Genomic DNA, 18,549 nt, shown 5'->3' with positions numbered 1-18,549 from the left:
GGCAAGAGTCGCGGGGAGGCGGTTACAGATTGCTGACCGCGCCTTCGGCGGCTTCGGCCCATTCACGCCACTGCTGGGCCTGCGCGAGTGCCTTCTCCGCGTCCCGCTTCTTGCCCGCCGCGGTGGCCTTGGCGGCCTGCTCCTCGAACTGGGCGACCCGCTCACGGAACTGCGCGGCCCTGGCCACGGCCTCCGGATCGGTGCGCCGCCACTGCTGATCGGCGGCATCGCGGACTCGCTTCTCGATCGCGCGCAGCTTGCTTTCCAGCTCCTGCATGCGCTCGCGCGGCACCTTGCCGATGGCGTCCCACTTGTCCTGCAGTTCGCGCAACGCGGCGCGGGCGGACTCGAGCCCGGTGGCCGGGTCGATGTGCTCGTAGGCGTGCAGCAGTTCCAGTTTGGCGGTGGCATTGTGTTCGAACTCGGCGTCGCGTTCGGAGACCGCCGCGTTGCGGGCGGCGAAGAACACGTCCTGAGCGCTCTTGAACCGCCGCCACAGCGCCTCGTCGGCTTCGCGCGGCGCGCGGCCGGCGGCCTTCCACTCGGTGAGCAGGTCACGGAACACCGCGGCGGTGCCGGTCCAGTCGGTGGAACCCGACAGCTCCTCGGCGCGCACGCACAGCTCTTCCTTGCGCGTCTTGGCCGAGGCCCGCTCGCGGTCGAGCTCGGCGAAGTGTGCGCCACGGCGGCGATTGAACGCCTCGCGCGCTTTGGAATAGCGCTTCCACAGGGCGTCGTCGACCTTGCGGTCCACGCCGCGGATGGACTTCCACTCGTCGAGGATCTCGCGCAGCCGGTCGCCCGCGGCCTTCCACTGGGTGGATTCGGCGGCGATCTGCTCGGCCTCGGCGGCGAGGGCTTCCTTGCGTTCGGTGTGCTCGTGGCGGGCGCGTTCCTTTTCCTCCTTGGCGTGCGCGGCGGCTTCCTCGGAGTGCTCGGTGATGGCCTGCAGCCGCGTGGTCAGCCCGTCGATGTCGCCGATGACGGCGGCGGTGGGCAGCGTCTCGGCCAGCGCGAGCGCGGCGGCCTTGGTCTTGCGGGCGTCGGCGCCGGCGGCCAGCCTGGCCTCGAGCAAGGCGACCTCGGTCGCGAGATCGTCGAACCGGCGGCCGAAGTGTTCGAGGCCCTCGGCGGGGTTGCCGGCCTGCCAGGAGCCGATGACGCGTTCGCCGTCGGCGGTCTTGACCCAGGCGGTGCCGTCCTCGTCGACGCGGCCCCATTCGGCGGGATTGGTGGCGGCGGGCACGATGACGGCGTGCGGGTGCGGTTGATCGGGACCCGGCGCCGGTTTCACGGCGTGCGGCTTCGGCGGGCGCGGGGAACTACCGCCGGGCTTGGGGGCGCCGGACGGTCGCGGACCCGGACCGGGGGTGGGCTTCGCGGTTCCGTTGCTGTCGGTCATTGCTCTCCGTCCCTGCCGCGCGTCACGGCTGCCTGGTTACGCCCTAGCACATCCCATTGAACCCGGTTCGAGTGTCGGAAACCATCGATCCCGAGGATCGGATACCGGATTTCCTGGGTTTTCGTCCCGGACGACGTGGGTAGTCGTACTTGAAAACACTAGCAATCGCAGCGGGCATCACCGCGCCGGACACTCGCGGACTCCGGTCGGGTGGCGGTGCGCCGGGTGCAGCCGCGCGCTTGCGGTGCGGCTACGGTTACCGCGTGTTCTCGATAGCGGCCCTGGTCCCGTCGCCGCCGATGCTGGTGCCCGCGCTGTGCGGACGCGGCGAGCTGCCCGACGGTGAGTCCGATGACCCGATCGCGGTGCTGCGCGCCGCCGCCCTCGACGCCGCGGCCGCGCTGGCCGCCGTCGCCGACCGGTGGACGGTCCTCGGCGTCGGTGCCGACGACCAGAACTTCGGTCCCGCGACCAGGGGCACCTTTCGCGGTTTCGGCGCCGATGTCGTCGTCGGGCTCGGACCGCGAGACTCGGCACCGGTTCCAGCAGACCCCCAGCTTCCCCTGCCCGTACTGATCGCCGGATGGTTGCGCGAGCAGGTCGCGCCCGAGATCTCGGTGCGCGCGCGTCTGCTGGCCGCCGACACCGCGCCGCGCGAGTGCGCGCGGGTCGGCGCCGCGCTCCGCGCCGCACTCGACGCCGATCCGGCGCCGCACGCGGTGCTCGTCGTGGCCGACGGCGCCGCGACCCTGACGGTCAAGGCACCCGGCTACCTCGACGAACGGGCCGCCCCGGCGCAACACGAACTCGACGCAGCCCTGCGCGCGGGTTCCCGGTCCGGACTGGCCGTGCTCGACCCGGACCTGTGCGCGCGACTGCTGCTCGACGGCCGCGCCGCGTACCAGGCGATGGGCGGCCTGTTCGCCGGTGACCCGGCCGATCCGCTGGTGCGTACCCTCTATCAGGGCGCGCCCTACGGCGTCGCCTACGACGTGAGCGTGTGGCGATCCAGCGGACCGGAAGGCAGCGACGAGTGACCAGCAGGCCCGGGCCTCCGATCGCGGTCGTCGGTCCCACCGCCACCGGAAAGTCCGACCTCGCGCTCGACCTCGCCGAACGCCTCGACGGCGAGATCGTCAACATCGACGCGATGCAGCTCTATCGCGGCATGGACGTCGGCACCGCGAAACTGCCACCCGAGCAGCGCCGCGGTATCCCGCACCACCTGCTCGACGTCCTCGACGTCACCGAGACCGCGACCGTGGCCGCTTATCAGCGCGCGGCCAGTGCGATCGTCGAGGACATCATGGCGCGCGGGCACACCCCGGTCGTCGTCGGCGGGTCGATGATGTATGTGCAAGCCCTGCTCGACCAGTGGGACTTCCCGGCCACCGACCCGGCTGTGCGCGCCCGCTGGGAAGCGCTGCTCGCCGAGGGCGGCGTCGACGCGGTGCACGCGGCACTGCGCGCGGCCGACCCCGCCGCGGCGGCCACCATTCTGCCCACCGACGGCAGGCGGATGGTGCGCGCGCTCGAGGTGGTCGAACTGACCGGCGAACCCTTCGCCGCCTCGGCCCCCACCATCGGCATGCCACGCTGGGACACGCGCATCCTCGGCGTCGACCGGGAGACCGCCGCGCTGGACGCCCGCATCGAGGCCCGCACCGCGCTGATGTTCGACACCGGCCTGGTCGAGGAGGTGCGCGGCTTGATCGACTTGGGTCTGCGCGAAGGGCAGACCGCGCGCCGCGCCATCGGCTACGCCCAGGTCCTGGCCTACCTCGACGGCGAATACGATCTCGCCCACGCCCGCGAGCGCACCCTGATCGGCACCCGCCGGTACGTGCGCAGGCAGCGGTCGTGGTTCCGCCGCGATCCCCGGGTCGTCTGGGTCGACGGCGCCGACCCGCAGCTCGCCGCGACCGCGCTGACCCGGCTCTTTCTCCACCCCGCAGACCCGACAGGACGGACAGCGCAGTGACGCGACGAGTGAGTACCCGCAACGCCTCGGTGCAGGTGTGGCAGGCCTACCTCAACAACCGGACGAAACGTCATCGTGACGGTCGGTTCCTCGTACAGGGTGTGCGCCCGATCACCCAGGCACTGGCCAACGGCTGGCCGCTGGAGACGCTGCTCTACCGGCTCGGCACCCCGGATCTGTCGAACTGGGCGCGCGAGGTCCTCGACACCGCCGACGTGCCGCAGGTCGGACTGGTGCCAGAACTGATGGCCGAACTGGGGGAGAAGGCCGCGAGCGTGCCCGAGATCGTCGCGGTCGCGGTCTCCCGCCAGCCCGAGCTGGCCGACTACGCGCCTGGTGAACCGGGGGAGGACGCCCCGGTTGTCGTGGTGTTCGATCGCCCGAACTCGCCCGGCAACCTGGGCACCCTGATTCGCTCGGCGGACGCCTTCGGCGCGTCCGGGGTGATCGTCACCGGGCACGGCGCCGACCAGTTCGATCCGCAGGCGGTGCGCGCTTCCACCGGCTCGCTGTTCGCGATGCCGGTGCTGCGGACCGCCGGACCCGCTCAGGTGCTGGAGTTCCGCGATCGCCAGATCGCGCGCGGCATTCCCACCCGCATCGTCGGCACCGACGAGGACGCGCCCTCGACGATCTACGACCACGACTTCACCGAGGCCACGATCCTGGTCGTCGGCAACGAGACCAGCGGGTTGAGCACCGCCTGGGCGCAGGCCTGCGACGATTTGGTGACCATTCCGATGGGCGGCACCGCCAGCTCGCTGGGCGCGCCGTCGGCGGGCGCGATCAGCCTCTACGAGATCGCCCGGCAGCGGCGCACCTTCGCCCGGTAGCGGCCGCGCCGACGACACAGAGGAGAATGAGGTACGTGTCCGACATCGAATTCAGCAAGGGCCACGGCACCCAGAACGATTTCGTGGTGCTGCCCGACCCACGGGTTCAGCTCGAATTGACCGCCGACCGGGTCGCCGCGCTGTGCGACCGGCAGCGCGGTCTCGGCGCCGACGGCGTCCTACGCGTCGCGACGGCCGGTGCGCTGCTCGACGCCGGGGTGCTCGACGCGCTGCCCGACGGCGTCGGCGCGCAGGACTGGTTCATGGACTACCGCAATGCCGACGGCTCCCTCGCCGAGATGTGCGGCAACGGCGTGCGGGTGTTCGCGCACTACCTCACCGCCACCGGGCTGGAAGCGCGCACCGAGTACGTCGTCGGCAGTCGCGCGGGCGCCCGCCCGGTGGTCGTGCACGCGGCCGGGACAACCGAGGGCGAGGTCACCGTCGACATGGGGCGCGTTCGCGAACTCGGCCCCTCCACCGCCACCCTGGCCGGCTGGGCGCTGCCCGGTATCGGCATCGATGTCGGCAATCCGCATCTGGCCTGCGTCGACGCCGGACTGACCGCCGACGCGCTGGCCAAGCTCGATCTCACCGTCTCGCCCGGCTTCGATCCCGACCTGTTCCCGCACGGGGTCAATGTCGAGATCCTCACCGCCCTGGATGGCGAGGGCGTCGTCGACATGCGCGTCTACGAACGCGGTGTCGGCGAGACCCGCTCCTGCGGAACGGGAACCGTGGCCGCGGCCGCCGCCGCGCTCACCTCGGCCGGCGTGGCGATCGGCACCGGAACCGGCGAGGTGACGGTGCGCGTGCCCGGCGGGCAGGTGCGGGTCGGGATCGCGCAGGGGCACGCTTGGCTGCGCGGCCCCTCGGTCCTGGTGGCCACCGGCACGCTCGCGCAGGACTGGTGGGACGCGCAGTAGGGCGGATATCCGGATGCGCGCTGTCACCGTGACGTGGCAGCATAGAGGGCGTATGACGAAACCAGAAGCACCCACAGACCCCACCTCGGCCGAGCACATCACCGCGGCCGATCCCGACGCAGCCGCCGACCGCGGCGACGTCGACGAGGCGCTGGCCCGCCACGCGGCCCGCATGAAGCAGCCCGGCTGGGCCGCCGAACCCACCGTCGGTGAGATGCAGCTCGACGAGCGCACCTCGATGCGCCGCGTCGCCGGGCTGTCCACCGAACTCACCGACATCACCGAGGTCGAATACCGCCAGCTCCGGCTGGAACGGGTGGTGCTGGTCGGGGTGTGGACGGTCGGCAGCGCCGCGCAGGCCGACGCGAGCATGATCGAGCTGGCCGCACTCGCCGAGACCGCGGGCTCGGAGGTGCTCGAGGGCCTGATCCAGCGCCGCGACAAGCCCGACCCGGCCACCTACATCGGCTCCGGCAAGGCCGAGGAACTGCGCACCGTGGTCCTCGACACCGGCGCCGACACCGTGATCTGCGACGGTGAACTCACCCCCGCCCAGCTCACCGCGCTGGAGAAGGTGGTCAAGGTGAAGGTCATCGACCGCACCGCGCTGATCCTCGACATCTTCGCCCAGCACGCCACCTCCCGCGAGGGCAAGGCCCAGGTCGCGCTCGCGCAGATGGAATACATGCTGCCGCGCCTGCGCGGTTGGGGTGAGTCGATGTCGCGGCAGGCCGGTGGTCGCGCGGGGAGCAACGGCGGCGTGGGTCTGCGTGGTCCCGGTGAGACCAAGATCGAGACCGACCGCCGGCGCATCCGCGAGCGGATGGCCAAACTGCGCCGCGAGATCCGCGAGATGAAGACCGCCCGCGACACCATGCGCGCGCGCCGCAGCGCCAGTGGGGTGCCCTCGGTGGCGATCGTCGGCTACACCAACGCGGGCAAGTCCAGCCTGATGAACGCGCTGACCGGCGCGGGCCTGTTGGTGCAGGACGCCCTGTTCGCCACGCTCGACCCGACCACCCGCCGGGCCGCGCTCGACGACGGCCGCGAGATGGTCTTCACCGACACCGTCGGTTTCGTCCGCCACCTGCCGACCCAGCTGGTCGAAGCCTTCCGCTCCACCCTGGAAGAGGTGACCGGTGCCGACCTGCTGCTGCACGTCGTCGACGGGTCAGATCCGCTGCCGCTCGAGCAGATCAGGGCGGTGCGCGAGGTGATCACCGACGTGATCAAGGAGCAGGGCACCGCCGCGCCGCCGGAACTGCTGGTCGTCAACAAGATCGATGCCGCCGATCCGAACGAGCTCACCCGCCTGCGCGGCATGCTGCCGCAGGCGGCCTTCGTCTCCGCGCAGACCGGCGCCGGTATCGAGGAGCTGCGCGAGCGGCTCTCGGAGGTGCTCGGCGGACTCGATGTCGACATCAGCGTGCTGCTGCCCTACAGTCGCGGCGATCTGCTCGCGCGCATCCACGCCGACGGCCGGATCATCGCCTCCGACCATGAGGAAGGCGGCACCCGGGTGCGCGCCCGCGTGCCGCACGCGTTGGCCGCCGCGCTGTCGGAGTACGCGCATTCCGGTCCGGCCGAGGCCGTCCCGAGCTGATCATCAGGGTGGGCTTTGCCGCCGGGTTGCGGTAAACGTCGATGCGACACAGCCTTTTTCGGGAGCTATGGTCAATTGTCGACAGCAGGAGGGTGTTATGTCGAACGACCAGCGGGGTCCAGAAATTGTGAACGGGAACATGTCCGAGGTGGTCGTGCAGGGCGACCATGTCCTCTCCGACGGTGCGCCGTTGGAACCGACACCGAGTGAATGGGAGATCCGGGCCTTCGAAGCGGTGTTCGCACCGGTGACGGCCTGGACGAGCCCGCGGTTCTACGGGTTGGAGAACATACCGGCGCAGGGGCCGGTATTGATCGTGGCCAACCACAATCTGCTCGGCGGGATCGACGCGCCACTGCTGATGCCGGCGATCCTGCGGGAACGTGGCCGGTTGGTGCGCGGGCTGGCCGAGCATGTGCTGATGGTGCCGGTGGTGCGGGAGATCCTGCATCGCTTCGGCGCGGTGCGTGGCACCCGCGCCAACTGCCTGACGCTGCTCGAACGCGGCGAGGCGGTGGTGGTGTTCCCCGGCGGTGGCCGGGAGGCGATCCGCCGCAAGGGGGAGAAGTACGTCCTCAAGTGGGAGGGTCGCACCGGATTCGCGCGGATGGCGATCCAGGCGGGTGTGCCGATCGTGCCGCTGGCGATGATCGGCATTGACGATGCCTACGACATCGTCTTCGACGGACAGCATCCGGTGATGCGTCCGCTGCGCTGGACATGCAGCCTGCTCGGCATCAATCCCGAATTGAATCCGCCGCTGGTCAAGGGCGTCGGCCCCACGCCGCTGCCCCGCCCCGAGCGGTTCTATTTCTCGGCGGGCGCGCCGATCGACCCGGCGCCGTGGCTGGAGGCCGAGGACCTCGACAGCGCCGCCGAGGACCTGCGCGATGTCGTCCGCAAGGGTTTGGAGGAGGAACTGCAGTTCCTGTTCAACGAACGCGATCGGGATTCCGGCCGCACGCTGGTCGGCCGGCTGCGCGGCGCGCTGCCCTGGTGAGGCGCTGACCCGCGCGGTGAATGTGGAATGCCCACCGCATGCACCGCGTTACCCGCTATGCGGACTTTGGTCCGCATAGCGAGAGGCGGCGATGATGGGGCAGGTCGAAGTGATCCGGAGTGGTCAGCGCAGGCACTGGTGGAACGAGTGGCTCGACTCGCGTCAGTCCTTCCCGGTGACCGGCAACTTCGTGCTCGAGGACTACGCGCACGGCGTGCTGCTGGTGCACAACGAGGACATCGTCGGTCCGGGCGAGGGTTTCGACACCCATCAGCATCGCGATACCGAGATCCTGACCTGGGTGCTGGAAGGCACTGTGGTGCACCAGGATTCTGCTGGGAACTCCGGGGTGATCCATCCCGGGCTCGCGCAGCGGATGAGCGCGGGCACCGGAATCCTGCACTCCGAACGCAACGGCGCCGGTCTGCTCGAACGCGAGCGCCTGCATGTCGTGCAGATGTGGATCCCACCGGATGTGCTCGGCGCCGACCCTGGCTACCAGGAACTCGACGTCGCCGGGGATCTGCGCCACAACGCCTTGGTGCCGGTCGCCTCCGGCATGTCGCGCCACCGGTCCGAGGCCGCGATCGGCATCGCCAACCGCCATGCCACCTTCCATGTGGCGCGACTCGACCCCGGTCACTCGATCGCCGTCCCCGACGCACCCTACGGACACGTGTTCATCGCCCGCGGCACCGTCGACTACGAGGGGCACGGCGTACTCGACCAGGGCGACGTCGTGCGCCTGACCGCGACGGGCGGCCACCGCGTCACCGCCGTGACCGCCGCCGAAGTGCTGATCTGGGAGATGGACGCGAGCGTGCGCTAGACCTTGCGGATGACGGTGACGACCTTGCCCAGGATCTGGGCGTCGTTGCCGGGGATCGGCTCGAAGTGCGGGTTGTGCGGCATCAACCACACGTCCTTGCCGCTGCGCTTGAAGGTCTTCACGGTGGCCTCGCCGTCGATCATCGCGGCCACGATGTCGCCGCCCTCGGCGACATTCTGCTGGCGCACGACCACCCAGTCCCCATCGCAGATGGCGGCGTCGACCATCGACTGGCCGACGACCTTGAGCAGGAACAGCGACCCGTCGCCGACGAGTTCGCGCGGCAGCGGGAACACGTCCTCCACGGCCTGCTCGGCCAGGATCGGCCCACCGGCCGCGATCCGGCCGAGGACTGGGACGAAGGTGGGTGTCGGGCGGCTGGCGTCGGCTTCTTCGGCCGGTGCGACCGGCAGGGTCGTCACCGAGCGAACCGCCTCGTCGAGCCCGCGGACGTTCACCGCGCGCGGACGGTTCGGATCGCGGCGCAGGTAGCCCTTGCGTTCGAGCGCGCGCAACTGATGGGCCACCGAGGAGGTGGAGGTGAGGCCGACCGCGTCGCCGATCTCGCGGATGCTGGGCGGATAGCCGCGTTCGGTCACCGAGCTGCGGATGACATCGAGGACCGTGCGCTGACGCACGGTGAGATCCTCGCCGGATCCCGATGTGACGGTGCCGGTAGCGCTTTCGTCACCCGTGTCGTCTGTGTGGGTCACCCTGTCCCGCCCTTCTCGTTGTCGAATTCGCCTTTCCGAGGCTAGTCGTGCCACGCCGAACTATCAAACATCTGTTCGAGCATGTCGGGCGTTTCGTGCTGACATCGGCGTCGCCGCGTGGTAGAAATCGAACATCAGTTCTTCGCACACATGTTCGAACACGGCGAGGCGCCGACGCCTCACCAGCACTTTTCCTTCAGCAGCGGAGCACACCACCCCGGAGGTTCTTCCGATGAGCACAGCGAGCAGCGCCCTGCGTTCCTTCGATCCCACCGCCGTCCCCGAGCCCGTGCTCCGCCGTCGCCGGTCCGCGCGCGCCGCACGGAATTTCACGCTGGTCCGGGGTGTGCGCCGTCCCTCGTCGGTGCGCGAGCATGGTCGTCGGACGCCTGCCGAAACCGCGGCCCGCTCGGCCGCGATCACGCCGACACAGGCACGTCGCTCCACGGTGCGCAGCATTGTCGTCCAGTCCGCGCCGCCTGCCGTTCGCCCGGCCGCGCCCGCCCCGGGCGACATGGTCCGGCGCGCCATCGCCTTCGCCCCACCCGAGGAGGGTGGACGGCGCACCCGGCCCTTCGATCTCACCGATGCCGAACTCGACCTCGCCTTCGCGACGGTGCCGCGCACCGAGCCGGTGCGCCGCCGCCGAGAGATCGCCCCGGGTGATCGCGGTCCGCGCCGGAGTGGCCCGCCCAGCGAACTGTCGCTGTACGCGCGCGGATCGGTGCGTGGCGGCGTGACCGCGCGCGGTGTGCATCCGATGCGCCGGGTCGAGCAGGCTCAACGAGGGTTCGCGGCGCTGGCGGTGACGGCACTGGTGACCGCGCTGATCGTCGTGGCGTTCCTCGGCTTGGCGCATCTGCGGGCGGGCAGCTTCGGCGACCGCGTCGAGGCTCCGGTTCCCGGCATCTCCGAGTACTTCCCGGCGGGCGGTCTGCCCGAGCCGGTGCGCTAGCGCGAAAACGGCTGTACGGAAGACGTTTTCGAAACGCGCACCAAAACTAGAACACGTTGCTACCGTGACGGGCATCCTGAGCCGGGGCGGGCTCGCGCCCCGGTCGAACCCGGATGCGAGGTCACGTGCGCCGCTGTTCGATCGCTGTGTTGCTCTGTCTGCTCGTGGGCGCCCTGCTCGCGCCCACCGCGCGGGCCACGCCCGCCTACGCCCACTACCTGGACCTCCCCGCGCTCAACGGTCAGGGCGAATTCGGCGGCGGACTGCATCCCGCGCTCCCGCTGACCGAACCCGAGCTGCTGGTGGCGCTCGACCAGGCCAGGGCCGACGGCATCGCCCCGACCCGCTACGCGACGCTGCTGCATCAGTACTGGTTCGTCGTCGCGGCCGACAACGCGTCCATCGACCTGACCGCGTGGGCGCCCGAACGTGGCGTGGCGGCGAACACGGCGATCTTCACCCAGGTGTATGTGAACTACTTTCGCATCGCCGCGGCCCGGCCCGACTTCTACTGGGCGGGCCTGGCCGGCATCGCGGGCGGGTCGTTCGCCTCCGGCTTCTTCGACGTCAGCGACATCGGCGCGGTCCTCTCGGTCGAAGGCATCCAGCGGCTCGGCTCGGCCGTCGCCGATCTGCTGCGCGCCACCCCGCCCGAACTCGTCGTCGCGGTCCCCGCCGACATCGCCGGACTCGCCTTGCTCGGGCCCCGGCTGACCCCGGCCGATCTGGCCTGGTACCAGGTCCGGCTGATGATCATGCAGCGGCACATCTTCACCGATCTGGTGCCGATGCACGAGGCCTACCTCGCTCGCGGCATGGCCGGCGTCGACGAGATGTTCGCGGCGGGTCTGCTCGACGACCGCCTGCGCTCGGCGTGGGCAGGCATCGACGGGGGTACCGTGGCGGGCCGCGCGGACGCGCTGGTCGCGATGACCGACCGGGAACAGAACCACGTCGTCGCCGACCAGTGGGACGTGACGGCGGCCGGTCGCCACGGCATGGGCCGGGTGCTCACCTACGTCACCACTGTCGCGGGCAAGCCCGCCGTACCCGGCACTCGCGCGCCAGGGGTGTACGCGCCGGCCACGGTCCGCTCGCCGCTGCCGGGCAGCGCACTGGGCCTGCGGGTGCCGTTGCCCGCGTTCAACTGGGCCGACCGGGACAGCCGCTGGGCCTACATCACCGCCGACCTGGTGCCGCGCCAGCTCGACCTGGCCGCCGACGCGGCCCAGGCGGTGACGGTGTACCGCGAGCCGTTCCCCGTCAAGCTCGACCGGGGTCGGCTGATCGCCCGGATACCGGAACTGATCGCGGACCTGACCACGCAGTGGCAGGTCGTGGACTCGTGACCGGTATCCTGTCAAGAGCCATGGAGTGCGCCTCGACGAAGGAACCCTCGGATGCATTGCCCGTACTGCCGACACCCCGACTCGCGAGTGGTCGATTCGCGGGAAGTCGAGGAGGGCACGGCGATCCGTCGCCGCCGCTCCTGCCCGACGTGTGGGCGCCGGTTCACCACCGTCGAGACCGCGATCCTGTCGGTGGTCAAGCGTAGCGGTGTCACCGAGCCGTTCAGTCGTGAGAAGGTCATCGTCGGTGTCCGGCGCGCCTGCCAGGGGCGTGAGGTCGACGACGACGCGCTGAACCTGCTGGCCCAGCAGGTCGAGGATGCGGTGCGCGCCAAGGGATCTCCCGAGGTCCCCAGTCACGAGGTCGGTCTGGCCATCCTCGGGCCGCTGCGCGATCTCGACGAGGTGGCCTATCTGCGCTTCGCCTCGGTGTACCGATCCTTCACCAGCGCAGCCGATTTCGAGCGCGAGATCACCGAGATGCGCCAGGCGCGCGCGGCCGCCGTCGCTACCGACTGAGCTCGGCGCACCCGGTCAGCGCCGGATCGCCGAGATCGCCTTCTCGATCCGCTTGGCCGACACCGGATACGGCGTGCCCAGCTTCTGCGCGAACACGCTGACCCGGAACTCCTCGATCATCCACCAGACCTCGGTGACATCGCGGGCGTTGCGGCGCCCCTCGGGCAGACTGCGGACGAGCCGGTCGTAGGCCGCGAGCATCCGGTCCACCTCGACCATGCCCTGGCGATCACGTACCGCTGAACCGGGGAGCGACTCGAGCCGCTGCGCCGCCGCGAGCAGATAGCGCGGCAGTTCGCGCAGCCGTGCCCGACCCCATTCCGCGACGAAACCGGGAAACAGCAGGTCGTCGAGTTGCTGACGGACATCGTCGGCGATATCGGCCTCGACGGTGTCGGCCAGTGCCGCGCGAGCCTGGTGGGCGGCAGCCAGCACCGGCGTCACCGAGCGGATGAGACCGGCGACGGCGCTCGACAGCTGCGGGCGCACGGTCGAGACCAGCTTGTCGAACTCCGCCGGGGTGCGGACGGGGCCACCGGCCGCGGCGATGAGTTCGTCGGCGGCGGCGACCCGGCAGTCCTCGACCAGTTTGTCGAGCGAGCCGTCGGGATTCTGGCTCAGGGCCAGCCGATCGGCCGGCGGCAGTCCGCCGGTGACCGCGCGCGTGGAGGTGGGGACGGCGGCCAGCAGCAGGGTTCGCACCCCGGCGCGCATGGCGGCAGCCTGCTCGGCGGGGGAGCTGAGCACGCGCACGGCGACGCCGTCGCCCTCGGGGACCAGTGCCGGATACCCCGTCACCGTCTGCCCGGCGACCTCGCGGCGCACGGTCGGTGCCACCGCGCCGAGCGACTCGGAGGTCCACACGGTGGCGGGTGCGCGTTCGGCACCGGCGGTGGCACGGGCCACCGACGCCGAGACCTGTTCGGCCAGCTGTGTTTTCAGCTGGGCCAGGCTCTTGCTCTTGGCCAGCACCCGGCCGCCCCGCTCGACTGCGGCGAAGGTCATCCGCAGGTGATCGGGCAGCGCGGTGGGGGAGAGGTCGTCGGCGCCGATCGTCACCGAGCCCAGCCGCGAGAGCTCCCTGGACAGGCCGGTGCGCAGTGGTTCGGCGCGCGGAGTCAGGCCGCGCAACGCGGCGGCGGCGAAGTCCGGCGCGGGAACGACGGCGCGGCGCAGCGTCTTCGGCAGCGTCTTGATGAACGCGGCGGCGAGTTCTTCTCGCATTCCCGGCACCAGCCAGTCGAAGCCGACCGCCCGCACGTGCGCGAGCTGTTCGACCGGGATACGCACGGTGACGCCGTCGTCGTCTTGGCCCGGTTCGAACTGGTAGGTCAGCGGGAAGCTGAGTTCGCCCTGGCGCCAGGCATCGGGGAAATCGGTCGGATCCAGCGCGGCGGCACCGGCATTGACCACGGTGTCGGTCGAGAAGTCCAGCAGCGCGGGATTTGCGCGCTCGGCCTTGCGCCACCAGGAGTCGAAGTGGCGCACCGAGACGACGTCGGCGGGCACGCGCCGTTCGTAGAACTCGAACAGCACCTCGTCGTCGACCAGGATGTCGCGACGCCTGGCGCGGTGCTCGAGGTCGGCCACGTCATCGATCAGGGCGCGATTGCGGGCGAAGAAGCCGTGCCGGGTCTGCCATTCACCCTGCACGAGGGCATGGCGGATGAACAGCTCCCGCGACAGTTCCGGGTCGATGCGCCCGTAGTCGACCGGTCGCCCGGTCACCAGTGGCACACCGTAGAGGGTGGCCCGTTCGTAGGCGCGCGCCGCGCCCCGCTTCGATGACCAATGCGGTTCGGAGTAGGTGCGTTTGACCAGCTCACCCGCGAGCCGTTCGGCCCACTCGGGTTCCACCTTCGCCGCGATCCGGCCCCACAGGCGCGAGGTCTCCACCAGTTCGGCCGCCATCACCCACCGCGGCGGCTTCTTCGCCAGCGAGGACCCGGGGAAGATCATGAACTTCGCGTTGCGCGCACCGAGGAACTCGCGCGATTCCGCCTCGCGCACGCCGAGATGGGAGAGCATGCCCGCCAGCAGCGACTGATGGATCTGCGCGCTCGGCCACGGCATCGACGCGTCGTCGTCGGCGATCACGGATTCCGCCTGTCGCTGACCGGCTTTTGCCCGAGCCGAGGTCTGGTCGCCACGCTGGGTCCGCTGCCTCGTGTCGCTTCCGGCTCGACGGGAAGGGCCGCCCGCCTGCCGTGTCGCCGATCGCGCACTGTCGCCTCGAGCGTCGGAATTCGCGGGCTCGCTGTCGATGGTGCCCGATTCCGTCAGTGCGCGTTCGGAATTCGACCGGCCCCGGCGACCTCGACGGCGGTCGGCACCGCTGTCGACCGCCTGGTCGCCCCCTTCGGCCTGCGCCGGTCCACGCCCGCCACCGCCGCCGTTCCAGCCGAGGCCACGGGTGATGGTGCGGAGCTGACCGTGCAGATCCTGCCACTCCCTGATCCGCAGGTAGTGCAGGAACTCGTCACGGCACATGCGCCGGAACTGGTTGGACGACAACGACTTACGCTGCTCGGTCAGGTAGTCCCACAGGCGCAGGTAGGCCAGGAAGTCCGAGCCGTCGACGGTGAAGCGGGCATGCTGGGCGTCGGCGGCCTGCTGATGCTCGACCGGCCGTTCGCGGACGTCCTGGATGGACAGCGCGGCCACGATCACCAGCACCTCGTCCAGGCAGCCGTTGCGCTGCGCCTCGACGAGCATGCGCGCCATCCGTGGGTCCACCGGCAGTTGCGCCATCTCGCGCCCGATCGGCGTCAGCGTGAGCTGTCCACCCGAATCGGCTTCGCCGTCAACAGATTTCGCGCTGCCGTGCGCGAGTGCGCCGAGTTCTTCCAGCAGGGCGATGCCATCGCGGATGGCACGGCGGTCGGGCGCCTCGACGAACGGGAAACTCTCGATGTCGCCCAGGCCCAACGCGGTCATCTGCAGGATGACCGCGGCCAGATTGGTGCGCAGGATCTCCGGTTCGGTGAACGCGGGCCGGGCTTGGAAGTCGTCCTCGGAGTACAGCCGGATACAGATGCCGTCGGCAACGCGGCCGCACCGGCCGGAGCGCTGCCGCGCCGAGGCCTGGGAGACCGGTTCGATCGGCAGCCGCTGCACCTTGGTACGCATCGAATAGCGCGAGATCCGGGCGGTGCCGGGGTCGACGACGTAGCGGATACCGGGCACCGTCAGCGAGGTCTCGGCCACATTGGTGGCCAGCACCACCCGGCGGCCGGTGTGCGGGGCGAACACCTTGTGCTGCTCGGCCGCCGCCAATCGCGCGTACAGCGGCACTATCTCGGTGCGTGGCAGCCGCAGATCGCGCAGCGCGTCGGCGGTGTCGCGGATCTCGCGTTCGCCGGACAGGAACACCAGCACATCGCCGTCACCCTCGGCGAACAGTTCGGTCACCGCGTCGGCGATGGCATCGGTGGGGTCGCGGTCGACGATGCGGGTGTCGTCCTCGTCGTCGGTGGAGCCGGGCAGCTCCAGCGACAGCGGGCGATAGCGCAGCTCCACCGGGTAGGACCGGCCCGAGACCTCGACGATCGGCGCCGGTGTCCCGTCGGCGGCGGCGAAATGGCGGGCGAACAGCTCGGGATCGATGGTCGCCGAGGTGATGATCACCTTGAGATCGGGTCGCCGGGGCAGCAGCTGCTTCAGGTACCCGAGCAGGAAGTCGATGTTGAGGCTGCGCTCGTGCGCCTCGTCGATGATGATCGTGTCGTAGCGGCGCAGCATCCGGTCACGCTGGATCTCGGCCAGCAGGATGCCGTCGGTCATCAGTTTGACCAAGGTGCGATCCGAGGCCTGATCGGTGAACCGGACCGTGTAGCCGATCACGTCACCGAGTTCGGAGCCCAGTTCCTCGGCGATGCGCTCGGCCACGGTGCGCGCGGCCAACCTGCGCGGCTGAGTGTGCCCGATCGTGCCGCGGATGCCACGGCCCAGTTCCAGGCAGATCTTCGGGATCTGGGTGGTCTTGCCGGAACCGGTCTCACCGGCCACGATCACCACCTGATTGGCGGCGATCGCGGCGGCGATGTCGTCGCGGCGCGCCGAGACGGGCAGTTGTTCGGGGTAGGTGATCCGCGGAACCGCCGCGCGGCGATTGTCCGCGCGGGTCGCGGCGGCGGCGATCTCGGCCTCGAGGGCGGGCAGGTCGTCGGGGCGCGCCCGGTCGAGCTTGCGCCGGAGCCGGTGTTCGTCGCGCAGCGAGACCTCCGCCAGGCGGGTGCGCAGCGCGCGGGTTCCGGAGCTAGCTGTCCTGGTCATTGCATCTGCCAGCCTAGCGAAGCCCGCCACCGGTTTTCCCGCCGCGCCGTCGCTGCACCGGGCGGCCGAGACCAACGACACACCGGGACCGGCGCCCGGCGACCCTCCGCCCCGCCGACGGCCGTTCCTGACGCGAGGCCGGACGATCGCGAGTCCGGTTCCCCGGCGGCCGTCGCGACGCGCGGGCCCGGCGGCCGCGAACACGGCGGTAGCGGCGTCCGGACGTGCGAAGATCCGGGCATGAGCGCAGCGACGGCGTGGTGGATCAGGGTTTACCGGCTCGGCTTCGGTGTCCTCGGCGCGGTCGCGCTGCTGTGGATCCCGCTGCGCAACATCGACTCGGCGACGTTCTCGCTCACCAACTACCTGAGCTACTTCACGATCGAGTCGAACATCCTCGGTGTCGCCGTGCTGCTCGTGGGTGGGCTGTTCGCACCACAGAGCCGGGGCTGGCAGCTCGTGCGCGGCGCGGTGACGCTGTACATGCTCATCACGATGGTGGTCTACGCCGTCCTGCTGGCCAACATCGACGTGATGCTCAACGACAAGTGGGTCAACGACGTCATGCACCGCTACCTGCCGCTGGTCCTGGTGCTGGACTGGGCGCTGGTCGCGATGGCGCAGCGGCTGCGGCCGAGCCCGGCGCTGATCGGCCAGTGGTTGATCTTCCCGCTGCTCTACGGCGTCTACAGCCTGATCCGGGGGCCCATCGTCGACTGGTACCCGTACCCGTTCATCGATCCACGCCAGCAGGGCTACCTGTCGATGGGCATCGGCCTGGTCGTGCTCACCCTTGTGTTCGCGGTGCTCGCGGTGGCGATGGCGTCGCTGGGTGATCTGCCCGCGTGGTGGCGCGAACGCCGAGCCGCGGCCTGAGCCTTCCGCGGGGGCCGTCGAGCGCAGACCGCTCGGTTCGGGTAAGTGTGGAGCCATGAATGCGCTCTGGCATGGATTCGCCGATATGGGTGCCGTCGATCGGGACGGCGCGTTCGTCATCGCCCGCGGTGACGGCGCCTACGTCTACGACACCGCGGGGACGCGATACCTCGACGCCACCGCCGGACTGTGGTTCGCCAATGTCGGACACGGTCGCGGTGAGATCGCCGACGCGGTCGCCGCACAGTTGCGCACCATCGCGCACTACTCCAACTTCGGCGACCTGACCGAACCGCCGACCCAGGAACTCGCCGAGAAGCTCTCGGCCATCGCCCCGGTGCCGGGCAGCAAGATCTTCTTCACCTCCGGCGGCTCGGACTCGGTGGAGACCGCGGCCAAACTCGCCCGCCGGTACTGGCACGAACTGGGCCGCCCGGACAAGAAGATCCTGGTCGGACGGCGCCTGGCCTATCACGGCATGCACTACGCGAGTACCTCCCTCGGCGGGCTGACGCCCAACAAGGAGGGCTACGGCGTCCTGGTCGACGACACCCGCACGGTCGAGTGGGACGACGCGAAATCGCTGCTCGCCCTGATCGAGGAGGTCGGCGCCGAACGGATCGCCGCGTTCTTCTGCGAACCGATCATCGGCGCGGGCGGGGTGTACCCGCCGCCGGCGGGCTACCTGGCCGAGGTGCGCCAGATCTGCCGCGATCACGACATCCTCTTCGTCGCCGACGAAGTCGTCACCGGGTTCGGCCGGATCGGCGGTTCCTGGTTCGCCTCCACTCGCTTCGACCTGCGACCCGACCTGATGACCACCGCCAAGGGGCTCACCTCCGGCTACCTGCCGATGGGCGCGGTCTTCATCGCCCCGCACCTGGCCGAGCCGTTCTACGCGGGCGGTGTCTGGTTCCGCCACGGCTATACCTACGGCGGGCACGCGGGCGCGGCCGCCGCGGCGCTGGCCAATCTCGCCATCATCGAACGCGAGGGACTCCTGAAAGAAGCCGCCCGCCTGGAACAGTCCCTGCACGCCACCTTGGCGCCGCTGGCCGACCATCCCCGCGTGGCCGAGGTCCGCAGCGGCCTCGGCGCCGTCGCCGCCATCCAGCTGGCCGACCCCTCCGAAGGTCCCGCGCTGGTGAAATCCCTTCGTCAGCAAGGTGTCTCGGGTCGCGCCGCGGGCGCGGGCGCGATGCAGATCTCCCCGTCCTTCGTCATGACCGACGCCCAGGTCGCCGAACTCGCCGAGGGATTCGCGCGCGCCCTCGGCTGACGCACACCG

The 18,549-nt window shown here is 70.4% G+C and carries 15 protein-coding genes; 12 read left to right on the top strand and 3 right to left on the bottom strand.

The window, feature by feature from the left end:
- Nucleotides 1-22 precede the first annotated feature (22 nt).
- On the bottom strand, nt 23-1,402 hold the full coding sequence (locus tag BOX37_RS21065; protein ID WP_071929155.1) for a DUF349 domain-containing protein: 1,380 nt from the start codon (nt 1,400-1,402) through the stop codon (nt 23-25).
- A gap of 263 nt (nt 1,403-1,665) precedes the next feature.
- On the opposite strand from BOX37_RS21065, the gene BOX37_RS21060 reads away from it, so the two are divergent.
- From BOX37_RS21060 to BOX37_RS21030, 7 genes are all read left to right on the top strand, one after another.
- Nucleotides 1,666-2,439, top strand: coding sequence for a class III extradiol ring-cleavage dioxygenase family protein (locus BOX37_RS21060; RefSeq protein WP_071931733.1), 774 nt, complete (start codon nt 1,666-1,668; stop codon nt 2,437-2,439).
- The gene (gene miaA, locus BOX37_RS21055) at nt 2,436-3,383 is read left to right on the top strand and encodes a tRNA (adenosine(37)-N6)-dimethylallyltransferase MiaA (RefSeq protein ID WP_071929154.1); all 948 of its coding nucleotides are present in this window, start codon (nt 2,436-2,438) and stop codon (nt 3,381-3,383) included. The genes BOX37_RS21060 and miaA overlap by 4 nt, the downstream gene beginning before the upstream one ends.
- 8 nt (nt 3,384-3,391) lie before the next feature.
- On the top strand, nt 3,392-4,216 hold the full coding sequence (locus BOX37_RS21050; RefSeq protein ID WP_240504970.1) for a TrmH family RNA methyltransferase: 825 nt from the start codon (nt 3,392-3,394) through the stop codon (nt 4,214-4,216).
- Nucleotides 4,217-4,260: 44 nt separating this feature from the next.
- Nucleotides 4,261-5,142, top strand: a complete 882-nt coding sequence (gene dapF, locus BOX37_RS21045; RefSeq protein WP_071931732.1) for a diaminopimelate epimerase — start codon at nt 4,261-4,263, stop codon at nt 5,140-5,142.
- Between the two features lie 172 nt (nt 5,143-5,314).
- On the top strand, nt 5,315-6,745 hold the full coding sequence (gene hflX, locus BOX37_RS21040; protein WP_240505440.1) for a GTPase HflX: 1,431 nt from the start codon (nt 5,315-5,317) through the stop codon (nt 6,743-6,745).
- 139 nt (nt 6,746-6,884) lie between these two features.
- Nucleotides 6,885-7,745 (top strand): lysophospholipid acyltransferase family protein, encoded by an 861-nt coding sequence (locus BOX37_RS21035; protein WP_071929152.1) that lies wholly within the window; start codon nt 6,885-6,887, stop codon nt 7,743-7,745.
- 94 nt (nt 7,746-7,839) lie between these two features.
- Nucleotides 7,840-8,574 (top strand): pirin family protein, encoded by a 735-nt coding sequence (locus BOX37_RS21030; RefSeq protein ID WP_071929151.1) that lies wholly within the window; start codon nt 7,840-7,842, stop codon nt 8,572-8,574.
- On the opposite strand, the gene lexA is transcribed toward BOX37_RS21030, so the two are convergent.
- Entirely contained in the window at nt 8,571-9,287 is a 717-nt protein-coding gene (gene lexA / locus BOX37_RS21025) for a transcriptional repressor LexA (RefSeq protein WP_071929150.1), read from the bottom strand. The genes BOX37_RS21030 and lexA overlap by 4 nt on opposite strands.
- Before the next feature lie 232 nt (nt 9,288-9,519).
- Between lexA and BOX37_RS21020 the strand changes: the two genes are divergently transcribed.
- The 3 genes from BOX37_RS21020 to nrdR all read left to right on the top strand — a co-directional run bounded on the left by BOX37_RS21020 (nt 9,520) and on the right by nrdR (nt 12,110).
- Nucleotides 9,520-10,242: a hypothetical protein gene (locus tag BOX37_RS21020; protein ID WP_071929149.1), complete on the top strand. Its 723-nt coding sequence runs from the start codon at nt 9,520-9,522 to the stop codon at nt 10,240-10,242.
- Between the two features lie 146 nt (nt 10,243-10,388).
- Nucleotides 10,389-11,591 (top strand): hypothetical protein, encoded by a 1,203-nt coding sequence (locus BOX37_RS21015; protein WP_240505439.1) that lies wholly within the window; start codon nt 10,389-10,391, stop codon nt 11,589-11,591.
- Nucleotides 11,592-11,642: 51 nt separating this feature from the next.
- Complete coding sequence (nrdR, locus tag BOX37_RS21010) at nt 11,643-12,110, top strand: transcriptional regulator NrdR (protein WP_071929147.1); 468 nt, start codon at nt 11,643-11,645, stop codon at nt 12,108-12,110.
- 15 nt (nt 12,111-12,125) lie between these two features.
- Here the strand turns inward: nrdR and hrpA are convergent, their stop codons facing one another.
- Entirely contained in the window at nt 12,126-16,385 is a 4,260-nt protein-coding gene (gene hrpA, locus BOX37_RS21005) for an ATP-dependent RNA helicase HrpA (RefSeq protein WP_071929146.1), read from the bottom strand.
- 240 nt (nt 16,386-16,625) lie between these two features.
- Here hrpA and BOX37_RS21000 point away from each other — a divergent pair, with 240 nt between their 5' ends.
- Nucleotides 16,626-17,261: a Pr6Pr family membrane protein gene (locus BOX37_RS21000; RefSeq protein WP_071929145.1), complete on the top strand. Its 636-nt coding sequence runs from the start codon at nt 16,626-16,628 to the stop codon at nt 17,259-17,261.
- Nucleotides 17,262-17,316: 55 nt separating this feature from the next.
- Entirely contained in the window at nt 17,317-18,540 is a 1,224-nt protein-coding gene (locus tag BOX37_RS20995; RefSeq protein WP_071929144.1) for an aminotransferase family protein, read from the top strand.
- The last annotated feature ends 9 nt before the right edge of the window (nt 18,541-18,549 follow it).

Origin of the sequence: Nocardia mangyaensis, assembly GCF_001886715.1 — a bacterium.
Lineage (GTDB): Bacteria > Actinomycetota > Actinomycetes > Mycobacteriales > Mycobacteriaceae > Nocardia > Nocardia mangyaensis.
Note: the sequence above shows the minus strand (reverse complement) of the source record. Positions and strands in the feature narration are given on the sequence as shown.